Source organism: Pedobacter sp. B4-66 (genome assembly GCF_018492665.1).
In the GTDB taxonomy this organism is placed as follows: Bacteria; Bacteroidota; Bacteroidia; order Sphingobacteriales; family Sphingobacteriaceae; genus Pedobacter.
In genome coordinates this window covers 394223-415825 of record NZ_JAFVME010000003.1, presented here as the reverse complement: position 1 = coordinate 415825, position 21603 = coordinate 394223, and the positions used below count along the sequence as shown (strand labels likewise).

Here is a 21603-nt window from a genome sequence, read left to right as displayed (position 1 = left end):
CTTATACACTTGTGGTTACATAATTCCATACTTTTCAAAAGCTTCTGTGGCACTCATTCCTTCCTGAATTTTGATTTGAACCAGCTTTTCACCTCTTGCCTTTTCAATGGCCAGATTGAAAACCTCGACTTCATGAATCTTAGGAATGATGCAAACCCCATCAATATCACCAACCACAATGTCTCCCGGATTAATAAGTACTCCGCGTATTTCAAGTGGAACCCTAAAATCAATTACCTTTCCCCTAGGTGCCTGGTCTTGAGCGTAGCTGCCATAAGAAAATGTAGGAAAGTTAAGTTCAAGAATTCCCTTCGTATCCCTGGAGTACCCATCAACGACTGCCCCAGCAGCCCCAAGCTTTAATGCTCTTGTACTCATTAATTCGCCCCATAATGCATAATTGGGAGAAGCTCCTCCACAGATATAAACTTCATCTTTTTTTAAGTCATCTAGGGCCTCTAACATAAGCCCGAAAGATTTTTTTAAGATAGGATTATTACCTGCATACTCCTTTGATTCCAGAACATCTGCCTCTAAAACAGGCATTGCCCTTCCTACTACGAACATATCTTTTCTAAGCGGCTGTATAGCTGCTGGTAAAAATTGATGCAGCAGCCCCATTTTATCCATGATGTCACCGATTACTGCAGTATAAAGTTCCCTACGAATGATCTCAAAAAGCTCAGTGTCAGTATGCCATTTCATATTTATTAATATTTTCTCCAAAATTCATTAATTCAACATGAATTTTGTACACCAAATTTACCTGTTACCTAAACTATTTTAACATATTTAATGTTGCTAAACTGCATTTTTTGCATATATGATTGTAGAACACTTAAAGCAAATGCTTAATTTAGCACACCAAAAGCAATATTTTATGAAAACACTTTTTCCAATTATTGGTATGCTTATCAGCCTGTTGTTTTTTAGCTGTAACTCTTCAGAAAACCAGGCTAAGAGTAGTGATACTTTAGTTATAGTTCATAAACCAGAAGAGCTTAGAAAGGATTCTGTTAGTAATCAAAAAGAAATGGTTAGTGAAAACACACTTAATCTCATAAAGATAGGCTTAGGTGAAATGTTTAAGGATGACCTATCCAAAAATTTGATTGATGAACAAAGTAGAAAGTTTAAAGTTTTTGAACATAACATTAATGAAGAACCTAAAAAGGAAATTTTTGTTGGGTTAACAGGGTCTTATTTTTGCGGATCCGGAGGATGTACCGTTTTGCTGCTTCATCCCGATGGAGAATTAATAACTAAATTTACTGTTACGGAATATCCACTTTTAATAGCTGAAACCTATACAAAAGGATGGAATGATTTAATACTTCATAGTCAAGGGAAAGATCACCTTATGAAATTTAATGGCAAAACTTATCCGTCTAATCCAAGTATACAACCTGATTATACCCTGGTTTCATCACAAAACCCAGTTATGGGCTTAGAGTCCTCTGATCAATCTTATTCCTGGTGACAAAGAAGATTAATCAATAAATTACTGCGTAACTATTCTTCGGCTGGTTTGTCTGTTGTATCTGCATGATGTAGATAAATATCCTGTTGAGGGAATGGGATGGCAATGCCATTGGCTTTGAAAGCAGCCACAATAGCTATGATTAAATCGCTTCTGGTAGCTGAAATGTCTCCAATATGTTTTGTCCAGAAATATATCCTCAGATCAATGGAACTATTACTGAGTTGCTCAAATTGCACAGCAGGTTCAGGATTTTTACTAATTCGCTGATCATTATTTAGAATCTCGCTGAGTATTGTCCTGGCTTTTTCAAGATCTGCATCGTAGGCAATCCCAATCAGAATGGATATGCGCTTACGGTTTCCACCAAGAGACCAGTTGACTAGGTGAGAATTAAGCAAGTCGCCATTAGGCATAACAAGATCTGCTCCATCCCAGGTTGAGATTACACTACTTCGAAAGCCAATGGATTTCATCTTGCCGCCTTGTCCGTCGACATCTACGATATCTCCTACATTTACAGGCTTTTCAAATGCGATGATAAGTCCGCTTACCAGATTATTGACTAAAGTTTGTAATCCGAAACCAATACCTACACCGAGTGCGCCCAAAACGATGGTGATCCTGTCTATTGGAATGCCTGCTGCGGCAATGGCTAAAAACAACCCAATGCAAAGTATCGAGATACGCACCAATAGTAGCCAACTGCCTATTCCTCGTTTTTCATGCTTGCTATCTGTTCCGGAAAGCTGTTTGTCTGAGGCAAAAAATGATACAATTTTTGATATCAATACCGAAATGCCCATGATTGTAAAGAACAAGATCATGTTATTGATGCTGAAAGTATAATTACCTAAGGTTCTTTCTTGACTAAAAAAGTTTTGTAAAGGTTCTGACAGGTAATCAAATGCAGGAAAATTACGACCAAATAAAACTATCCAGCCTAGAATTAACAGTATGTAAAAAAGTGCTGGTGCCCTATTGCCTACCCTTTCGAAATTAAGATAAAAAAGTTTCCTGTCTTGTCCTGAATATACGTTGAAGGCTAGAAACAGTCCTTCATTAATGAGTCGGATAGTCCATAAAAAAAGGATCGCAATGATAACATTTAAAAAGCCACTGATAAACAATGTTTTTGCGATATTATACCTTCCAAAAAGGTTCGCGATTGTAGAAACTAATTCCAGGAATGTCATAAAAGCGATTGACCAAATAATCCATTTTTCCCTGAGTTCTTCGCGATGCCCTTTTAACAGTATAGCCAATCCTGCAATTACTGCAAACATTGAAGTAAGCAACATAAACCATCTTTCGATTCTGGACGCTTGCAGTACCAGATTTCCAAAGGCCGAGATTAGGAAAAGAAGTACCATTAATAACCAGATTCGCATCCAGTATTTGCTAACATAGGCATTGAAAATTATACTGAGACAAACGCAGGAAACCAACCAAAAGATCACATTTAAAATAAATGGTGGTGATAAGAAAAAGAACTGGAAAAGGCTAATAACAATCAGCATAGCAGAAAGCAGTGGATACCGTAATACGAGTTGCCCCTCAAAACTTGACTTTAGCAGCTTATTATCAATATAAATATGTTTAAGTGAGCGTAAATAAATAAAAGAAGTTATGATAAGTAATATCAAAACGATTAATTTTCCAGTATTGTTCTCTGCATAAAAACTAAGTGTAAGTAAACCTTTTATTTTTGAAAAATTGAGTATCTCTCCAAACGGACGGTAATAAGCTTGGGGCTCCCATAAATTGTTAAATTCTCTCTTAAAGGTATGGTTCGCCATTTCTTTTTGATAGGAATCTATTTCCTCTAAACTGCTCTCCAATTTAAAAACAGTCATATTTACCTGATTCAGCAGTGTCTGGATATTATTACTTGCTACATTGAGGGTGTTATCTATTGGCCCTGTTTCGTAAGCAATCACTTTGATTTTTTGCAAGTACTTCATCAGGGTAGTCGAATCGGATGGAAACTTAAACAAAGCAGGCACGCTCAAAAGTGAATCCAGTTGATATCTGAATTGATGGAGTTCTTGTTGACGGACTTCTAGTCTGACTTTTCGTGCATTTGCTTTGTTAAGTAATTCAGCCAATATTTTAGAGGTAGCAGTTAAATTGCGGAAGGTTTGTGTAGTTCCCTTGTTTGTGAAAACTCCATCTCCAGACAAAACAAAATCCCTTTCTATTTCCTGTAGTTCAACCTTAGTTCCGGGGGTATCCAGTTTTCCTTTTAGGTAGATTTTTGCTTTTTGCATGGTTTGTTTAATCTCTTCAAAAGTCTTAATCTGACTGATAGCTGCTTTGTCGGCGTTAAATTCATCAGCGCTTTTCTTTGAAGCATTTTTAGCAAAGGCCTGCATCTTGGCAACAAAATTAAGTTGTGAGCTGTCTGGTGTAGGCCTTGAATTAAGGCTGTCTTTCTTTTGAGCATACAAGAAACCAGGGCTTAAAACAAATGTACAACATAGAAAAAAATTGATTATTTTCTTAAGAGTCATAACTTAAAGGGATTTTAAGTCAATAATACGTAAAAAATGATATTTATTTTAAGGTTTGCTTGAGGATAGCTTAGATTTCAAAACCATTGCAGCTTGAGTATAACCTCCATCTGACCCATCTACAAAGTGAATATGTCCATCTTTGAGGTCACGAACATAGCAAGACATTACCGCATCATTACTTACATGGATGCCATAAATAATCTCACCCAATTTTTCCAAATCGTCCAATGCTTCAAGCAGTTTTAACCTTTGTGCTTTATTACCAGAAATTACAGTATTGATTTTTCCATCAATGACCAGCGTATCTGACATTTCCACCAAACGGTTCAGGTAGTTTTTACCACGTTCAGTTCGAAAATAGATATATCCATATAAATTTACTAACCAAGTTTCCATGAGCTTAAGAAGTCTAACTTTGCCTATTCTGGCACGCATTTCCATGCTCAATCGGTTAAAAGTGCTTTTTAACCTAAGTTTACCTACAGAAATTGGTTGTCTTTTTTTTTGGTCTCCATAAAAATCATCCATATAGCTTACAACTTTACTGAACACAGATGCCTGATGACTTGCATTACAAGCAATAATTAAAAGTGTAACAACTTCATTGCTGTTTTCTGGCGGCCCGATTTTGTCCCAACGGCACTGCATTCCGCTAAGATCCAGTTCATCAGCTCTTCCCCATTTCTGATCCAATAAATAGTTTTCCGCCTTGATCAGTCTTTCTGCGTAACCCAAACCAGCACCTAAAACAACAGGGATAGAAAAAGATTTCGATATATTGAATTTACTTATGCTAATCTCATATCCCAGATCATAAATTTGGTGTATAGGCAAAGTTCCTACGCGAAGTTGAAGATCAAAGTTCAATTGTGTATTTTCCTGGTATAGCAGTAACAATTCCATCGCCATTTCTAATACTGAAGGGGGTACTAAAAAGGTAGCTCCGTCTCCTCCAAAAAAGAAAGGAATTTCAATTCCTTTGCTAAAGACAAAATTCAAAACAGTAACAATGCTGCCTGTTGCAATCAGGTTTATTGTTTCATGTTGTCCTTTAAATACAGCCTTAGTGGAACCTTTTATATCAGTAATGATCACATGCCAGTCTGCAGGCACTTGTAGAAATAGCTGCTTATGTTTTAACAATTCGTAAAGAGGAAGGTTGCTTCCTAACAATTGATGATAAAACTGATCATTAGTTACTGACATATGAGAGATGTTTTTTTACTAAATCAGCGATCGAGTTTTGTTGTGATTTAAGATAAATTTACAAATAAAAATCCCTTAGCCTATAGCTGACAAATAAAATTGTGTGATCTTTGTGCCAGAATACCACAACAGCATCTGTAATGCAAGATTTAATTTATGAAGATTCAGTGTTTTGCGCTTTCGAAGAAACAGCAGAAATAAATGCACTGGCCAAAGGACTAGTCTTTTCTCTAAAAGAAGAAGTCGATCCACTTTGCCTGCTGGCTGCTGATAAATTGCAACTTCACTTGCAGCATCAGCAAGATTGGATTCATAATTTTGGTTTATCTGAGGGGATTGAAGGAATAGTTATAGGAAAAATGTTTGGTGTATTAATTGTTCGGACAAAGGCTGGTAGACTTGGTTACCTTGCTGCATTTTCGGGGAAATTGGCTGGAAAAAATCATCACTCCAAATTTGTACCACCAATTTTTGATGGCTTGGAGGAAGGAGGCTTTTTAAATGCCGGAATGGAAAAATTGACTCAGATAAACGAGGAAATTAACCAACTTGAATCTTATAGAGATGAATGTTTTAAAGATGAGATTCATAGCTTAAAGTTATTACGCAAGCACCACTCGCATTCGTTACAGAATAAGATCTTTGAACAGTATCATTTTTTAAATAAAGCAGGCGAATCGAAAAGCTTAATTAAAGCATTTGAGAATACATCAGCAGGAAAACCACCTGCAGGCGCCGGAGAATGTGCTGCTCCAAAATTATTGCAATATGCTTTTAGTCATGAAATGGAGCCTTTGGCTCTCGCGGAATTTTGGTGGGGTTTATCTCCTAAATCAGCGAATTGGAAACACGGTCATTTCTATAAGCCTTGTTTAGAAAAATGTGCTCCAATATTAGCTCATATGCTAAACTAATTGGCCTGATTGATTGTCTTATAATAGTTTTATTAAAAAAGAATCAATAAGTTTAAGTCTATTTTGCCACTATTCATTTAAATACATAAAAGATTAAACACTCGATAAAAATAAAAGCATTACTACTGGTCTCATTTATGAGCGTCCAAATGTATAGCCACGGACAAGTAATAGCATCCACAGATTCGGTTAAGAAGGATTCAACAACAAAGGAATATGACGTGGTTGACTTAGCTCGTAATATTTTTCGTCCTGGGAAACCACCTAAACCAGCTCATAAATCATCAGGCATCACTCCAATGCCAAGCATTGCTTATAATCCTAGTATTGGTGCTCAGATAGGACTTAAAGCTGTAATTGGAAAGGTATTAGGGCATGAGCCAAAAACACTGATGTCTGTTGCTGCAACATCTGCATCAATTACAACCAAGGGGATTATTTACTTTTACTTTAGCCACAACGTGTACACTCCTGGTAATAGATGGAATTTACAGGGCAGTTTGGTGGCAGCCAAAACTGTTACTCCAGATTTTGGATTAGGTATTGGTAAACCTGCAACGGGGACAGACGATGAAGTAATACTATCCAATCCAGATCGTAAAGGCTATGCTATTCATGGGGAGTATTATAATTTTAGAGAAAAGATTTATAAGCAAATTCAGGATCACTTATTCATTGGAGCCGGTGCATCATTTGAGATCAGAAGGAATCTTAAAGACCCTAATAATGCTAATGGTAAGACTCCGTATCATGTGTATAGTGAGCAGCATGGTTTTGATAAAGACCACTATATGGCCAATGGCTTTTTAATGAACTTGCAATACACTACTCGTGACAATCAGAACCGCGCCTTTAAAGGTATATATGCTGATGCTGGTCTTCGAGTGAACCAAAGTTGGATTGAAAGTACAAAAAATGCAGTACAGGTAACAACTGACTTTAGGAAATACTGGAGCCTTTCTACCAGAAATCCTGAACATGTACTTGCATTTTGGAATTGGGGATCTTATCTGATAAGCGGGACACTACCCTATCTGGAACTTCCTGGGACAGGCAAGGATGCTAATTTTAGAAGTGGCAGAGGGTATACCGTTGGTTATTTTAAGGGCACTCAGTACTGTTATTCTGAAATGGAGTATCGCTTTCCAATAACGAGAAATAATTTTATTAGTGGTGTTACTTTCTTCAATGTTCAGACCGCTAACGATGAATCGGGGACCAAGCTGTTTCAAAAATGGCAACCTGCTGGTGGTGCCGGCTTACGCATCTTGTTCAATAAGGCTACTAGAACAAACCTGTGTGTAGATTATGCTTTTGGTAATTTTGGTGCAAAAGGGTTGTTTTTAGGACTAAATGAAGTCTTTTAGTACAAATTAATCTTAAAAATCGATTTTGCAGTTTAACTGAAGCAATGCATTTGTTTTCTTCATACTAGAAAAATGAGAATTAAAAGTAAGTTTATGACAACCAGCAGGTTTATTTCTTTTCTATTGTTAAATACCTTTGAGTAAAAGATACCTGAATTTTAATGCCGCTCACCTAATGAATTTTCGCTGTTTCCTGCCTAGTATAATATGCCATACATTGTTGAACGTCCCTAGCGTTTGATCAAATGATTATTTAATAGAATAAAGTTATGGAACATAATGCCGGAGAAATTGTTGAACTTGCAGTTCGCAGAAAAAATGTAAACATCAGTGATTTGTCACGACGATTACATGTAAACAGGAGAACCTTATATAATTGGTTTAGCCAGAAGAAACTACATACAGAAGTAATTGTTGAAATTGGAAAGGCTATTGACTACGATTTCTCCCGTGATTTTGACGGAGAACTTGTTGGTTTAAATTATATGGGAGATATACCCGCTTTCAAAAATGACATTAATGCAGATCATTCGAATTCAGTATACTACTGGATGGAAAAATACATTGCATTACTTGAAGATTATAAGAAGCTAGTTAGAAAAATGGCATCTTAACTCCTGATAGTTCAATTATTATCATAAAATTGTAAATACTATTTGATAGTAATAATTAGAAACTTTAATATTTTACCTTTGGAAAAGGTATGTTTATCAAAATATTTCATTTTTTATCGCTGTTCGCGTACATGAACATTATTGCTTATGAAGCTAGAGATACTTCCATAAACAATAATCAGTATATGTATGCCGGTGAATCATTTCTTGAAATTGTTCTTGATGATATATTGGATATTCCCGGAAATACTCATGATGATATTGAAATTCCAAATGAGAGTTATCGCCTGTTTAATGTAGGAGTTTATATACTTCCTGCTATCGTATTATTTTTATCCTTTTTCCTGGTTAAGCAAATTGGAAAAATAATAATAATCTTTCATCCGTTATATAAAGCAAAGAGCTTCTGCTTACCTAGCTATTATTCTCACCTATTCAGATTAAAACCATTCTAGGTATTTTTTCTTGTAAATAGTTTATGTTGGTATTTTAATTGCAAGACCCTGGTTTTGTACAGGGTAATTTTTGCTTTCGCCACCTTAAGCGTCTACCAATATCAGCTGCCATATAATGATCTCCGGTTCATTGGCTTAAAAATCTTTTTAAGTTATTTCTTAATCTTATTTCCATATCAAATAATCCATATACATGGGCGTATTGTGCGCTCAGCAAAATCATTATTATCATGAAACTTAATTATTTAGCTTATTTCCCCCTATTCATTGCTATTGGGTCAATTATTGGCTGTTCTTCTCAAAGTAAAGAGAATACTAGCGCCGACAAAGCCAAACAGGTACCAATTGCTGCTGTAAGTGTTTTGGACACCATTATTTACAAAGATTATGTAGCGGATATTCAGGCCGTAAAAAATGTTGAAGTGAGATCCCGTCTATCTGGATTTTTAGAGAAAATCTATGTTGAGGAGGGCTCAGAAGTTAAAGAAGGTCAGATTCTATTTAAAATAAATGATGAGGAATACAAAGCAGATTTCAGCAAAGCTCAAGCAGTATTAAATAATGCGATTGCAGATGCAAAAACAGTAGAATTGGAACAGCAAAGAACAAGTATTCTGGTTAAAAACAATATCGTCTCAAAATCAGAACTTGATTTGGCTGCTGCCAAAATTAAAGCAGCAGAATCGCGTGTTGCCGAAGCGAAATCAGTACTTCAGTATGCTAAATCCAGATTAGCTCATACGGAAATAAAATCCCCGTTTACTGGTCGTATTGATAGAATACCACTAAAAGCAGGTAGCTTACTTGAAGAAGGATCTTTGCTTACTACTGTATCAGATTTGAGTGCTGTAAATGTCTATTTTTCAATATCAGAAAAGGAATATTTAAGTATTGCCAGCGACTCCGCTTACACTAAAAACAGTTTTAAAAAGAGTGTTAAGTTAACACTTGCAAATGGAAGCATTTATCCTTTTGCCGGTATAGCTAAATTTGCGGAAAGCGAATTTGCGATCCAAACAGGTTCTCTCTCTCTTAAGGCAAATTTCCCAAATCCTGAAGGTTTGTTAAAACACGGTGCTTCTGGAAAGATTAGTGTTCCGGTAGAAACCGGAGAAATTCTGGTTGTACACCAAAAATCTGTTTTTGAAATTCAAGACAGAACTTATGTATATGTTTTAACCTCAAACAACACCTTAAAAATGACTCCTTTCTTAGCAGGACAAAGGGTTGGCCATTATTATATTGTTGATTCTGGTCTTAATAAATCTGAGAAAATAGTTTTCGAAGGAACCCAGAGTTTACGTGATGGTATACTAGTAAAACCTATCGAATTAAACATTAAAGAGGCGGTTAGCTCAATTTAAAACTAAATCCCAAGAAGAATTTCGCCTTAACAACGTATTATTATGTTTGAACAATTTATAAAACGACCAGTATTATCATTGGTCATATCGCTTTTTATTGTCCTTTTGGGACTATTAGCGTTATTTACATTGCCGGTCACCCAATTTCCGGATATAGTACCTCCGTCTGTAGTTGTTACAGCCAATTACACCGGTGCAAATGCCGAAGTGAGTACAAATGCTGTTGCTATTCCCCTGGAAAGAGCCATTAATGGTGTAGCAGGAATGACTTATATGAACTCCGTATCTACTAATAATGGGACTACACTAATCCAGGTCTTTTTTAAAGTAGGAACAGACCCTGATATTGCTTCTGTAAATGTTCAGAATCGGGTGACTACCGTTTTGGATGAACTACCTGAAGAGGTAATTAAGGCCGGAGTTACCACGGAAAAAGAAGTTAACAGTATGTTGATGTATTTAAATGTGTATAGTGAGGACAAATCTGCTGATGAACGCTTTATATACAATTTCACAGATATCAATATTTTAAAAGAGCTTAAGCGTATTGAAGGAGTAGGTTTTGCCCAAATTATGGGTTTAAGGGATTATGCGATGCGTGTATGGCTTAAACCAGATCGTCTTGCATCTTACAAAATTTCGAGTGATGACGTAATTGCAGCATTAAGAAGGCAAAACGTAGAAGCTGCTCCAGGGCAAACAGGGATAGGTTCTGACAAGTCTATCAATATGCAACAGTATGTTTTGCGCTACCCGGGTAAATTCTCTAATGCGGAGGAATATAAAAATATTCCTATAAGGGCAAATTCTGATGGTTCTATTATTCGTATCAAAGATATTGCTGATGTAGAATTTGGCTCATTAGATTATGAGATGGTCTCCAAAACTGATGGGCGGCCTTCGGCTTCAATAATGCTGAAACAGCTACCAGGTTCCAATGCACAGGAAGTTATTAAGAATGTGAAGGAAAAAATGGCTTCTCTTCAGGAGAACTCGTTTCCTCCCGGTATGAAGTATACTATGGGTTATGATGTATCCCGCTTTCTTGATGCTTCTATTTCAAGTGTACTGGTTACTTTATTAGAAGCTTTTATTCTGGTATTTATTGTAGTTTTCATTTTTTTACAGGATTTCCGTTCTACCCTTATCCCTGCTCTTGCAGTTCCCGTATGTTTAATTGGAGCCCTGTTTTTTATGCAGATGCTTGGTTTCTCCATTAACCTGCTCACTCTTTTTGCATTGGTTCTTGCTATAGGTATAGTGGTTGATAATGCGATTGTTGTAGTTGAAGCAGTATATGCTAAAATGGAAGAAGAGCATCTGCAGCCTATGGAGGCCACACTTGCAGCAATGAAAGAAATAACCAAGCCGGTTATAGCAATCACGCTGGTAATGTCTGCTGTATTTATTCCTGTGGCCTTTCTATCAGGACCTGTAGGTATTTTTTACAGGCAGTTTTCTTTAACCCTCGCTTCTGCAATTATCATTTCCGGAATAAATGCATTAACCCTTACTCCTGCCCTTTGCGCAATTATTTTGCGTTCGCCACATGACAATAAGGTTTCTAACGGTTGGCTGGCCAGATTCTTTTCACGGTTTAACCACAATTACAATAAGATGGCTAATGGTTATAAAGGATTATTAGGACGAATTGCAGGACGCAGAGTTTTAACCTTTGGACTATTAATAACCTTCTTTGTGGCAACCTGGGGAATTGCCAGTATTCTTCCATCTGGATTTATTCCTACTGAAGATCAGGGAATGATTTATGTAAATGTAACAACCCCACCAGGTGCAACAGTGGATAGAACAGAAACTGTTCTTAATGAAATCGACGCTATAAGTCGTAAAATGAAGGCGGTGGAGACAGTTTCAATTCTTGCTGGTTACAGTTTGGTTAACGAAGTTTCCGGCGCTTCTTACGGTATGGGGATGATCAACCTTGTATCCTGGGACAATCGAAAGGAGTCTGTTAAGGATATGATTGATGAGCTTAAAAAAGCTACGGCTCATATTATGGATGCTGAAATAGAATTCTTCCCTCCACCTACTGTGCCCGGTTTTGGTAACTCTTCGGGTTTTGAATTACGTGTTCTGGATAAAACAGGTGCAGATGATCTGAACAAAACATCAGAAGTAGTAGGTAAATTCATTGAAGATTTAAAGGCAACTCCCGAAATAGGGAATGTATTCACCACTTTTGACGTTAGTTTTCCTCAATATCTCATTAAAGTGGACCACGATCTGGCAGCAAAAAAAGGAATAAGTGTAGAAAATGCAATGAATACCTTGCAAACTTTAATGGGAAGTTATTATGCTACAAACTTTATCAGATATGGACAAATGTATAAAGTTATGGTGCAAGCTGGACCAAATTATCGTGAAAAGCCTGAAGATGTACTTAACCTTTTCATCAAAAACGACAAAGAAGAGATGCTTCCATTTTCATCTTTTATAACGATGGAACGTGTTTATGGGCCAGAACAGATCACGCGTTACAACATGTTTTCTTCTGCAATGTTAAATGGTGATGCAGCATCTGGATTTAGTAGTGGAGAAGCAATTAAAGCTGTAGAAGAGGTTTCAAAAAAATTACCGGCCGGTTATGAAATTGAGTGGTCAGGGATGACACGTGAGCAGATTCTCTCCGGAAATCAGGCTGTATACATTTTCGCCTTGTGTTTGTTGTTTGTATATTTAATTTTAGCGGCGCAATATGAGAGTTTCTTGCTTCCTATGCCAGTGCTGCTTTCCTTACCGGCAGGTATTTTTGGTGCCTTCCTGTTTTTATGGATTTTTGGATTAGAAAACAATATTTATGCTCAGGTTGCACTTGTAATGCTGATTGGTTTGCTCGGTAAAAATGCCATTCTGATTGTGGAATATGCGATCATAAAACAACAAGAAGGTATGAGTTTCTTAAAGGCGGCAATTGAGGGTTCGGTAGCTAGATTGCGTCCAATATTAATGACTTCATTTGCTTTTGCTGCAGGATTAATTCCACTAATGATTGCCAGTGGAGCTGGAGCCCTGGGTAATCGTTCTATCGGAACAGCAGCCGTAGGTGGAATGATTATCGGTACCGTAGTCGGTGTTATTGTAATTCCTGGACTTTACGTTCTTTTTTCTTCGTTATCGAGAAAGAAGACAGGCGAAAAATCCAAAGTTATTGCGGTAATTGCAGTTGTAGTATTTATTAGCAGTTGTTCTGTAAAAAAGGATGCTCCAAATTATAAACATCAAGGTGTTCCAGTAACCTACAATCAAAATACGGATACTACCACAATTGCTACAACAAAATGGAAGGATTTTTTTAAGGATAATCATTTAATTTCGCTAATTGATACCGCCTTATTAAACAATGCGGATATGAAGCAAGCCTTGCACCATATAGAAATGGCAAAGGCAAATTTACGTATGCGTAAGGGGGCTACTTTGCCCAACTTAGATCTTGCGGTTGAGGCTGGCTTGCATAGATTTGGTTTCTACACGGCAGATGGTATTGGAAATTACGATACTAATTTTTCAGGAAATTTAAAAGAAAATGAACGTTTACCTAATCCTCTTCCTGATTATTTTGTAGGTATAAGAGCTTCATGGGAAATAGATTTATGGGGTAAGTTAAAAAACAAAAAACAGGCTGCTTTAAATAAATTTCTGGCTTCTTATGAAGGACAGAAATTGGTGCAGACAGAACTGATCACTAATGTGGCGACTGCCTATTTTGAATTGCTTACCTTAAATGAGGAACTTGAAATTTTAAATAGAAATATCAACCTTCAACAAAATGGACTTAAATTAATTCAAGTTCAAAAGGAAGCCGGGGTAGCTACAGAATTAGGTGTACAGCAGTTTAAAGCAGTACTTGCCAATTCAAAAACTAAGGAACAGGAAGTTTTGCAACAAATAAGCTTAATGCAAAATCATTTGAATTTTTTAACAGGAAGGTTCGAATCTCCTATCAGTTTAAATGAAAATGGCCTTGAGCAACTTTTGTCGGAAAAAACGCTGGATAATGGCACTCCACTTCAAATGATTGCCTTACGACCAGACATCAGACAGGCAGGATTAGAATTAATCGCCTCGCAAAAAGAGATCAAAGCGGCTAAAGCGGCATTCTTACCTGCAATTGTGTTAGCACCTCGCATTGGCTTGCAATCATTCGATTTTAGCAAGCTATTTCAAACACAAACAGCATTAGCTTACGGTTTGGTTGGTGGTTTAACCGCTCCTGTTTTTAATCAACATACTATCCGTGCCGAATACGAAGCTTATAAAGCTTCGTATGGAATAGCCTTTCAAAACTACGAAAAGATTGTTTTAAAAGCATATAATGAAGTACAGGATGCTTTAAAATCACATCAATTCATCAACCAGAAAAGAGTTTATATCTCAGATGAAGTAAAGGCGCTAAATTCTTCTGTTAGAGCTGCTAATGATCTTTTTCTTGCAGGGAGAGTTACCTATTTAGACATCATTACTACTCAGAGAAATGTATTGGATGCAGAGCTTAATGAAGTTCAGGCAAAGAAACAACAAATTCTTAATCAAATATCTTTATACAAAGCCTTAGGAGGAGGTTGGAAATAAACTCGGCAATGTATTGATTTTTAATTGTAAGGGTGCGCTTAAAAAACGCACCTTTATTGTTTATGTAATTTTTCATTGAATTTAATAATTGGAATTATTTAAAAACAAATCATAGGAAAAAAAGGTATACTAATTAGATAAGTTATCTAAATTAACTACTAATCAAAGTATTATGAAAATAAGCTCCTATTTCCATCTGTTCCTTGTTATTCTATTACTTCTTAGCTGTCAAACCAAACCAACGAACGATAAGGGCGATGCCATTTATTATGGTGGCACAATTTTAACCATGGAAGATGCCGATCCAACAGTGGAAGCTGTAGTCGTAAAAACAGGAAAAATAATTTTTACAGGGAAAAAGGAAGAGGCTGACAAATTTGTCGATGATAAAACGAAAATAATCGATCTAAAAGGTGAAACGCTATTGCCTGGTTTTATAGATGCACATGGTCATATTACCTCAAGGGCGGGAATGATACAGGCGGTAGACTTATCCCCTACACCTTATGGTACTGTAAATTCAATCCCAGACTTACAGGAAGCTATCAGGAAATATATTAGAGATAAGAAAATACTATCCACCCAGCCCATTATGGGAAATGGTTATGATGATGCCATTATGATTGAGCACAGACATCCTACACGTGATGAACTGGATGCAATCAGTACAACTAACCCAATCATTGTGATACATGCTTCAGGTCATTCAAGTGTTGCCAATTCAGCTATGTTAAAGTTAGTTGGTATTGACGAAAATACAAAGGAGCCTGAGGGAGGGCATTTTGGACGTGATCCAAAGACGAAAAAATTAAGTGGAAAATTAGAGGAGAATGCCAGTTTTGGGGCGCTCATTGCCTTGATGAAGAAAATGCCTGTGAGTAAGTCAGAGGGCGAATCTCAAGCGATTAAAGACTTAATGAAAGCGCAGGAAGAATGGTTGAGCTATGGACAAACTACAATCTGTGACGGAAGGACAATGGGTGAAAGCGTGTCACTTTTAAAAGAAGCTGCGGCTAAACACTTATTTAAAGCTGATGTTTTATATTTTCCTGACTACGAACAGTTCAAAAGCCAGTTGGATAAATTTAAGCCTGAATACATGAAGTACAATAACAGGCTAAAGTTAGGTGGTTTCAAATTCTCTGATGATGGCTCTCCACAGGCCAAAACAGCTTGGTTAACCAAGCCTTATTTTGTGCCTCCTGCTGGAAAAGGTCCTGACTACAAAGGTTTTCCTATATTTACTGATGATGTTCTGTATAATGACTTAAAAACTCTTTTTCAGAACAATATCACAGCTCAACTACATGTTAATGGAGATGCAGCTATAGATCAGGCAATCAGAGTAATTAAGAGATTAAAAGATGAGGGGATTTATAAGCCAGAATTAAGGGTGACGCTAATCCATGTTCAAAATAGTCGCCCCGATCATATACAGAAAATTAAAGATCTTGGTGTAATTCCCTCTTACTTCTCTACTCATGCTTATCTATGGGGAGATTGGCATTATTCCAGTGTTTTTGGTCCAGAAAGAGCAGCTTTCATTAGTCCGGCAAACTCTGCTCTAAAAGCAGGTATTCTTTTTACAATGCACCACGACTCCCCTGTTACGCCACCAGACCTCCTTACTGCTGTTTACGCTGCAGTAAATAGAAAAACACGATCAGGAATGATTCTTGGTCCTGATGAGCGCATAAAACCATTAGAAGCTTTAAAAGCGATTACCATTAATGCCGCTCTCCAGTATCATGAAGAGGACATGAAGGGGTCGTTAAAAGTGGGTAAATTGGCTGATATGGTAATTTTAGATCAAGATCCAATAACAATTGATCCAGAGAAAATAAGAGATATTAAAGTATTGGAAACGATAAAAGAAGGAAAAACCGTTTACCAGCGAGCAAATTAAAAGATTATTTTTTCGAGTATATTTATAGTCCAAAATGTAAAAACTATGAATATTGAAATACATCAAGTTGGTGATGAAAAAATAGCGGAAGTAATTTCTGATGAAATACTGATAAAGAATGCTGAGGATGGTCTGCAAATAATGATCGACCTTTACTATCAGGATTTCGATAAGATCATCATTCATGAAAATAACATTACACCTGATTTCTTTGATTTGAAGACCGGAATAGCTGGAGAACTTTTACAGAAATTCTCTAATTATAGGTTGCGGTTGGTAATTGTCGGGGATTTTTCTAAGTATGATAGTAATAGCTTAAGAGACTTTATTTACGAAAGTAATAAGGGTAGACAGATTAATTTTTTGGCTACAGTGTCATTTCCTTAATTTCATTAAAGATTTCTTTTCATGTGTACCTCATTCACTTTTTGTTGAACGAGGCACGTATGAAAATGATTTTATTTAGCCGGTGTAATCACTATTTTTTTGAATTCAATTGGGCCGTGATCTCCTTGTATATATATTGGTCCAGGTTCCCCCTCATTGCTGTCTAAGGCACCACCTGTTATACCAGGGATTTCCTGATTGTTAATTACAGTTTTTCCGTTAACTACCACAGTAACCATTCGGCCAATTAAGGTGATATCGTAAGTTTGCCAAGTGTTGGGGCCAAGGGCATTAATCTCACTTGGTGTAAGAAAACCATAAATACCGCTAAACAGTACATTTGATGGATGTTGGTCTTTCGGGCTATCTTCAATCTGAACCTCATGACGACCTCTTAAATACACACCACTGTTACTTCCTTTTTGGTATCTGAATTCTACGTGTAATTTGAAATCGTTAAATTTCTGGTTAGAAATTAGGTTGGCTCCTGATTTAGGACTGGTTAAAATGCCATTTCTTACCTCCCATTGGTTTTCTCCCATTGCTTTCCATCCGGTTAAGTCTTTTCCATTAAACAGGTTAATGCTTTTTTCCCAAACCGGAGCAGCGGTTCTCTTTAAATATGGAGCCTTTACTCCTTTCCAGCTATATTTTTTTCCTTCACTGGTTGTCATAGTTCCTTGAATTCCACCATTCATCACTTCTCCTTCTATTACGAAATCCTGATCTCCGGCTTCCCATTGTGGAGGAATAGTGAAACTAAATTTCCCATTGTCGAAATTTACTTTTGCAACTGGTCGAGCACTTCCACTAGGTGCGACAAAGTAGCCTACTAATGTTTTGATACCTGAAAGCTTTACTTCTAACCAGCCTGGTGCCGATTTTCCATTTTCATCAATTGTAATGTCCCAGCGACCGATTAAGTCTTTAGGAGTTACTTCTGTTTTAGAGCTTAAAGGTGCATTGTTTCCTGATGCCAATAGAGATTCAACCGAACCCAGCATCAACAAACAACTCATACCAAATACAAAGAGATTTTTACGCATAATTTTCTTTTAATAATATTATTACTAATTATTTTAAAGTTAGTTTAAAAAGTTTAGCTTTTAAAATCAGGTTGGTATTGGAGTTGGTAGTTTAAGATATTAACCATTATGAATGAAATGTAGCTGTTTGGTTTACAGGTTAGTGAATCTTATTTTTGGTATTGAAACATCAGTGTTAACACACTTTTTAATATTAGGTATGCTTTAGCAAGAATCGGGTTGAATACCTTTAATTTAACCGATTTCTTTGCCTAATAAATATTGAAAATATGAAATCAATAAGTGAAAGAATTGTTGATCTTGACTGGCCAGCTATAAGGCAAGAGTTGCATGATAAAGGTTTTGCTAGTGTAAAGAATGTACTTACCAAAGAAGAATGCGACAATATGATAGCAGCTTATAATACAAGTGATACCTATCGGAAGACAATAAAAATGGAGCGTTATCGATTTGGATTAGGGGAATATAAATATTTCAGCTATCCCCTTCCTCAAATCATTACTGAATTGAGAGAGAATGTATACACTCAAATCGTACCAGTAGCCAATGCGTGGATGCAAGAATTGAAACTTGATAAGCGTTTTCCTTTAACTCAACAGGAGCTTAAGGATGTCTGCCGGAATCACGAGCAGACTAAACCTACTGTGTTGATACTAAAATATGGTGAAGGGGGATTTAATACCCTTCATCAGGATTTATACGGTGAAATCTACTTTCCAATGCAAATGGTTTTTATGCTAGATCAGGTAGACGAGGACTATAAGGGAGGCGAGTTTGTGATTACTGAGCAAATTCCAAGAGCACAATCTAAGGCAAATGTGTTAAAACCAATGCGAGGTGAGATGGTTGTCTTTACTACCAATTTCAGACCAGTGAAAGGGAGTGTTGGCTATTATCGTGTAAATATGAAACATGGTGTTAGTCCGGTTCATAGTGGGAATCGTCATAGCCTTGGGATCATTTTTCATGACGCCCTTAGCTAATTGCGGAATCTCTGTTTTTGCGTAGTTAATTAGTGCTTTTTGCTGAAATAATAGGAAGAAAAGCTAAATAAGGACTATCTTCAAAGAAATATTTGATTCCATATAAACCAATTGTATTAGCCAACATAGTTGGAACGCTGTATCAATTTAATAATATCTAAAATCTGAATGATGCGACCGGTTGTAGAAATAATTCCTTCAGACTTGAAGTCTTTTAACAAACGAATAACATTTTCTGTTGCAATTCCAGCTATTCCTGCAAGATCATTTCTGGATATATCTATCTGAATGACTTTGTTTTCAATAGTGTCAATTTTAAACTTTTCACGAAGTATAATTAAAGCGATAGCCAATCGCTCAACGGCTGTTCGCTGACCAAATATTGAAATTTTATTTGCAAAAACAGCTAATTCATTACTTAAAACTTTAAGTAAACGTTTGTTTAAAAGTGGTGATCTATTTAGGACGGTTAAAAAGTCTTCTTTAGGGATAAAGCTAATTACGCATGATTGCAGAGCTGATGCCGAATCAGTATATCTTTCTTCCGCCAAAATGGGATGATAACCTATCAATTCTCCTTTGTTAATAATATAAAGAATTTGCTCCCTGTCATTTTGATCGGCTTTATACTTCTTTACTTTGCCATAATGGATGAAAAATAGTCCTGATGGGAAAACACCTTCTTTATAAATGACTTCTCCCTTTTTATACTTCTGTTTTTCTTGTCTTGAAATAAGAAAAGCATAGTCATCCTCAGAAAGTGAATCGAGAACAGACTGTGTGCTGAAATACCAATTTTTTATGGGAAAAATTGCATCGAGGCTCATTACGCAAATGTACAAGATTTATATCTTTTCCGTGTATTCGAAAATAGAAGAAATTGTGTATCTGGAGAAATTGAATTTAGCATTAGCAAAGCCAAATAACCTTTTTAAAGTAGTTTCACTAACATTTCTGCTGGTCGCTTTATTAATTTCCAGAGATATCCTTTTGCAGTCTGCGGGAGTAATTGATCTAAGGCCAGCTTTAATACATATTTGCGATCTCAGTTCAGCTAAATCTAAATCACTCATTAAAATTGAAAATGTGGGTTTGATCGGGATTCATTAATTATAGAATCTACCTGTCTGTAGTTTTGTGCTTTCTCTAATTTTAGTTTAGTGAATGATACATATTCCTTTAACACCATTGCCGCTTAATTGATGAGGCAAAGTTACCGCTAAAATGATTTAGGTATTATAGAAATAAGTCAAGTGGAAAACTGATATATGTCAGTTTTTGAGCATTCCTTAGATTTTATTGAATTAAGCACTGCATGTGATAATAAGTTCCACCCATAAATTGTCTCTCATTAACGATTTGAAACCCCAACTTTGTATATAGTCTTTCTGCATTTGGGTTATCTTTACTTACCAATAGCCCAGCTTTGGTATGTTTTGTTGTTTTTAATTGTTCAATTAGGCTATTGATTAATTTTTTACCAATACCTTGCCCCTGCTTGTCTGCTGCAACACTAATACAATCAATATAATATTCTCCGGGTTGGGTTTCGTCTTCAGGTTCGCCTTTAAAACCATATGTTAAAGCAATATATTTTAAGAATGGCGCTCTAAGAAGGTCGAGGTCTGCTCCATCATAACCACTTATAACTCCACATATTCCCGACTCATCCTCATATAGTAGTATGTTCTCATAGCTATATTGATTGCCAGGCAATGCTGCGAAATGTTGAAACAGCGGTATGGCTTTTAGAGGATCGGGTTGTCCAACAAATTTTGAAGCCAAATCTTCCATAGCATGAATAATTAATCTTGCTATCTGAGCTGCATCGGTAGGTATAGCTGGTCTTATCATATTGTAAATAAGTATTTGAAAATTAGTTTCCTATGCCTATGACCTTATAGGTTACTTTATCTCCATCCGCAATTTTTTCATAGTAAACACCATCCTCCGAAACGTAGTATTGAGCTCCTTTAATCATCACATCTCTAGTTCCGTCTGGAAGCTGATCAACAACATCTCCAATCTGCGGTAAGTTGCCTGCATCATCTACAGCGGTTCCATTGTCGGTATCTAATACTCCATCTTTACCTGCTACTATATAAACTGTTTTGCCATCTGCATCAACTGATGTACTGTAATAAACTCCTTTATACTCGTAATAACTTTGGCCATTAATAACTATTTGTTTTGCTTCTGAAGGGATGCTTGGTACTTGAGCACCTACAGGAGGTACAACAACTTTATATCCGTCATCATATTGTCTGTAAAAGAATCCGCCTGAATAGTAGAATTGATCAGATTCAAAATAAAACGGATAATATCCATAGGGTAAAACACTTAAGCTAATACCTAAGAATGGCCTATAATAGTTGTAATAATAGCCATAATAAGGTCTGCGGTAATTATATCCAGGTCTGTAATGATACCCAGGACGGTATCCGTTGCCTGGTCTGTATCCATAACCCGGACGATTAGCCGGACGTGTTGGTCTGCTAGGTCTGTAATCAGGACGCGAGCCCGTTCCTACAGATGGTCTGGAAGGCCTGTTTCCCGGAGATATCGCTCCCTGAGAAGGTCTTGAAGGTCTATTCCCTCCCCCCGCTGATACGTGACTACCTCCACCTGCACTACCTCCACCACGCGCGGATCTTTGAGCCGAAACACTATCAGCTGTGAAACCACTAATGAGGATGATGGCTCCTGCTATAATTAACGATTTAAACTTTGAGGTTCCCATAATAATAAATTATATCAATTTTTACTATATGACAT

The 21603-nt window shown here is 36.6% G+C and carries 18 protein-coding genes; 10 read left to right on the top strand and 8 right to left on the bottom strand.

Features of this window, described 5'->3' with window-relative positions:
• Nucleotides 1-15: 15 nt before the first annotated feature.
• Nucleotides 16-726, bottom strand: a complete 711-nt coding sequence (locus J1905_RS06390) for an RraA family protein (protein WP_250318021.1) — start codon at nucleotides 724-726, stop codon at nucleotides 16-18.
• 154 nt (nucleotides 727-880) lie between these two features.
• Between J1905_RS06390 and J1905_RS06385 the strand changes: the two genes are divergently transcribed.
• Complete coding sequence (locus J1905_RS06385; protein ID WP_214226419.1) at nucleotides 881-1480, top strand: COG3650 family protein; 600 nt, start codon at nucleotides 881-883, stop codon at nucleotides 1478-1480.
• A gap of 32 nt (nucleotides 1481-1512) precedes the next feature.
• Here J1905_RS06385 and J1905_RS06380 read toward each other — a convergent pair whose 3' ends face one another.
• Nucleotides 1513-3993, bottom strand: coding sequence for a mechanosensitive ion channel family protein (locus J1905_RS06380; protein ID WP_250318020.1), 2481 nt, complete (start codon nucleotides 3991-3993; stop codon nucleotides 1513-1515).
• 48 nt (nucleotides 3994-4041) lie between these two features.
• Nucleotides 4042-5202, bottom strand: coding sequence for a DUF3095 family protein (locus J1905_RS06375; protein WP_214226417.1), 1161 nt, complete (start codon nucleotides 5200-5202; stop codon nucleotides 4042-4044).
• A gap of 140 nt (nucleotides 5203-5342) precedes the next feature.
• On the opposite strand from J1905_RS06375, the gene J1905_RS06370 reads away from it, so the two are divergent.
• The 8 genes from J1905_RS06370 (at nucleotide 5343) to J1905_RS06335 (ending at nucleotide 16799) form a co-directional block, all read left to right on the top strand.
• Complete coding sequence (locus J1905_RS06370) at nucleotides 5343-6116, top strand: hypothetical protein (protein ID WP_214226415.1); 774 nt, start codon at nucleotides 5343-5345, stop codon at nucleotides 6114-6116.
• Nucleotides 6117-6253: 137 nt separating this feature from the next.
• Nucleotides 6254-7483 (top strand): BamA/TamA family outer membrane protein, encoded by a 1230-nt coding sequence (locus J1905_RS06365; RefSeq protein WP_214226413.1) that lies wholly within the window; start codon nucleotides 6254-6256, stop codon nucleotides 7481-7483.
• Between the two features lie 269 nt (nucleotides 7484-7752).
• Nucleotides 7753-8097 (top strand): hypothetical protein, encoded by a 345-nt coding sequence (locus tag J1905_RS06360; protein WP_214226411.1) that lies wholly within the window; start codon nucleotides 7753-7755, stop codon nucleotides 8095-8097.
• Nucleotides 8098-8228: 131 nt separating this feature from the next.
• Complete coding sequence (locus J1905_RS06355) at nucleotides 8229-8552, top strand: hypothetical protein (protein WP_214226409.1); 324 nt, start codon at nucleotides 8229-8231, stop codon at nucleotides 8550-8552.
• A gap of 230 nt (nucleotides 8553-8782) precedes the next feature.
• Entirely contained in the window at nucleotides 8783-9916 is a 1134-nt protein-coding gene (locus tag J1905_RS06350; protein WP_214226408.1) for an efflux RND transporter periplasmic adaptor subunit, read from the top strand.
• A gap of 42 nt (nucleotides 9917-9958) precedes the next feature.
• Nucleotides 9959-14506 carry an efflux RND transporter permease subunit gene (locus tag J1905_RS06345; RefSeq protein WP_214226406.1) on the top strand — a complete coding sequence of 1516 codons (4548 nt, stop codon included), beginning with the start codon at nucleotides 9959-9961 and terminating at the stop codon, nucleotides 14504-14506.
• Between the two features lie 172 nt (nucleotides 14507-14678).
• Nucleotides 14679-16412 carry an amidohydrolase gene (locus tag J1905_RS06340; RefSeq protein ID WP_214226405.1) on the top strand — a complete coding sequence of 578 codons (1734 nt, stop codon included), beginning with the start codon at nucleotides 14679-14681 and terminating at the stop codon, nucleotides 16410-16412.
• A 45-nt stretch (nucleotides 16413-16457) separates the two neighbouring features.
• Nucleotides 16458-16799, top strand: coding sequence for a DUF4180 domain-containing protein (locus J1905_RS06335; protein ID WP_214226403.1), 342 nt, complete (start codon nucleotides 16458-16460; stop codon nucleotides 16797-16799).
• Between the two features lie 71 nt (nucleotides 16800-16870).
• On the opposite strand, the gene J1905_RS06330 is transcribed toward J1905_RS06335, so the two are convergent.
• Nucleotides 16871-17845, bottom strand: a complete 975-nt coding sequence (locus J1905_RS06330) for a 3-keto-disaccharide hydrolase (protein WP_214226401.1) — start codon at nucleotides 17843-17845, stop codon at nucleotides 16871-16873.
• 269 nt (nucleotides 17846-18114) lie between these two features.
• Between J1905_RS06330 and J1905_RS06325 the strand changes: the two genes are divergently transcribed.
• Complete coding sequence (locus J1905_RS06325; protein ID WP_214226399.1) at nucleotides 18115-18828, top strand: 2OG-Fe(II) oxygenase; 714 nt, start codon at nucleotides 18115-18117, stop codon at nucleotides 18826-18828.
• Nucleotides 18829-18944: 116 nt separating this feature from the next.
• Here J1905_RS06325 and J1905_RS06320 read toward each other — a convergent pair whose 3' ends face one another.
• The 4 genes from J1905_RS06320 to J1905_RS06305 form a co-directional block, all read right to left on the bottom strand.
• Nucleotides 18945-19655, bottom strand: a complete 711-nt coding sequence (locus J1905_RS06320) for a Crp/Fnr family transcriptional regulator (RefSeq protein WP_214226398.1) — start codon at nucleotides 19653-19655, stop codon at nucleotides 18945-18947.
• 18 nt (nucleotides 19656-19673) lie between these two features.
• Nucleotides 19674-19901, bottom strand: a complete 228-nt coding sequence (locus tag J1905_RS06315) for a hypothetical protein (protein WP_214226397.1) — start codon at nucleotides 19899-19901, stop codon at nucleotides 19674-19676.
• 223 nt (nucleotides 19902-20124) lie between these two features.
• Nucleotides 20125-20682, bottom strand: coding sequence for a GNAT family N-acetyltransferase (locus J1905_RS06310; protein WP_214226396.1), 558 nt, complete (start codon nucleotides 20680-20682; stop codon nucleotides 20125-20127).
• A 22-nt stretch (nucleotides 20683-20704) separates the two neighbouring features.
• On the bottom strand, nucleotides 20705-21568 hold the full coding sequence (locus J1905_RS06305; protein WP_250318019.1) for a DUF6515 family protein: 864 nt from the start codon (nucleotides 21566-21568) through the stop codon (nucleotides 20705-20707).
• Between the last annotated feature and the right edge of the window lie 35 nt (nucleotides 21569-21603).

Bases quoted from the DNA above. Each gene is read 5' to 3' on its own strand.
- J1905_RS06385 (WP_214226419.1), top strand. From the start codon at position 881: ATGAAAACACTTTTTCCAATTATTGGTATGCTTATCAGCCTGTTGTTT.
- J1905_RS06360 (WP_214226411.1), top strand. From the start codon at position 7,753: ATGGAACATAATGCCGGAGAAATTGTTGAACTTGCAGTTCGCAGAAAA.
- J1905_RS06370 (WP_214226415.1), top strand. From the start codon at position 5,343: ATGCAAGATTTAATTTATGAAGATTCAGTGTTTTGCGCTTTCGAAGAA.
- J1905_RS06375 (WP_214226417.1), bottom strand. From the start codon at position 5,202: ATGTCAGTAACTAATGATCAGTTTTATCATCAATTGTTAGGAAGCAAC.
- J1905_RS06315 (WP_214226397.1), bottom strand. From the start codon at position 19,901: ATGAGTGATTTAGATTTAGCTGAACTGAGATCGCAAATATGTATTAAA.
- J1905_RS06365 (WP_214226413.1), top strand. From the start codon at position 6,254: ATGAGCGTCCAAATGTATAGCCACGGACAAGTAATAGCATCCACAGAT.
- J1905_RS06335 (WP_214226403.1), top strand. From the start codon at position 16,458: ATGAATATTGAAATACATCAAGTTGGTGATGAAAAAATAGCGGAAGTA.
- J1905_RS06310 (WP_214226396.1), bottom strand. From the start codon at position 20,682: ATGATAAGACCAGCTATACCTACCGATGCAGCTCAGATAGCAAGATTA.
- J1905_RS06345 (WP_214226406.1), top strand. From the start codon at position 9,959: ATGTTTGAACAATTTATAAAACGACCAGTATTATCATTGGTCATATCG.
- J1905_RS06340 (WP_214226405.1), top strand. From the start codon at position 14,679: ATGAAAATAAGCTCCTATTTCCATCTGTTCCTTGTTATTCTATTACTT.
- J1905_RS06330 (WP_214226401.1), bottom strand. From the start codon at position 17,845: ATGCGTAAAAATCTCTTTGTATTTGGTATGAGTTGTTTGTTGATGCTG.
- J1905_RS06325 (WP_214226399.1), top strand. From the start codon at position 18,115: ATGAAATCAATAAGTGAAAGAATTGTTGATCTTGACTGGCCAGCTATA.
- J1905_RS06305 (WP_250318019.1), bottom strand. From the start codon at position 21,568: ATGGGAACCTCAAAGTTTAAATCGTTAATTATAGCAGGAGCCATCATC.
- J1905_RS06320 (WP_214226398.1), bottom strand. From the start codon at position 19,655: ATGAGCCTCGATGCAATTTTTCCCATAAAAAATTGGTATTTCAGCACA.
- J1905_RS06350 (WP_214226408.1), top strand. From the start codon at position 8,783: ATGAAACTTAATTATTTAGCTTATTTCCCCCTATTCATTGCTATTGGG.
- J1905_RS06380 (WP_250318020.1), bottom strand. From the start codon at position 3,993: ATGACTCTTAAGAAAATAATCAATTTTTTTCTATGTTGTACATTTGTT.
- J1905_RS06355 (WP_214226409.1), top strand. From the start codon at position 8,229: ATGAACATTATTGCTTATGAAGCTAGAGATACTTCCATAAACAATAAT.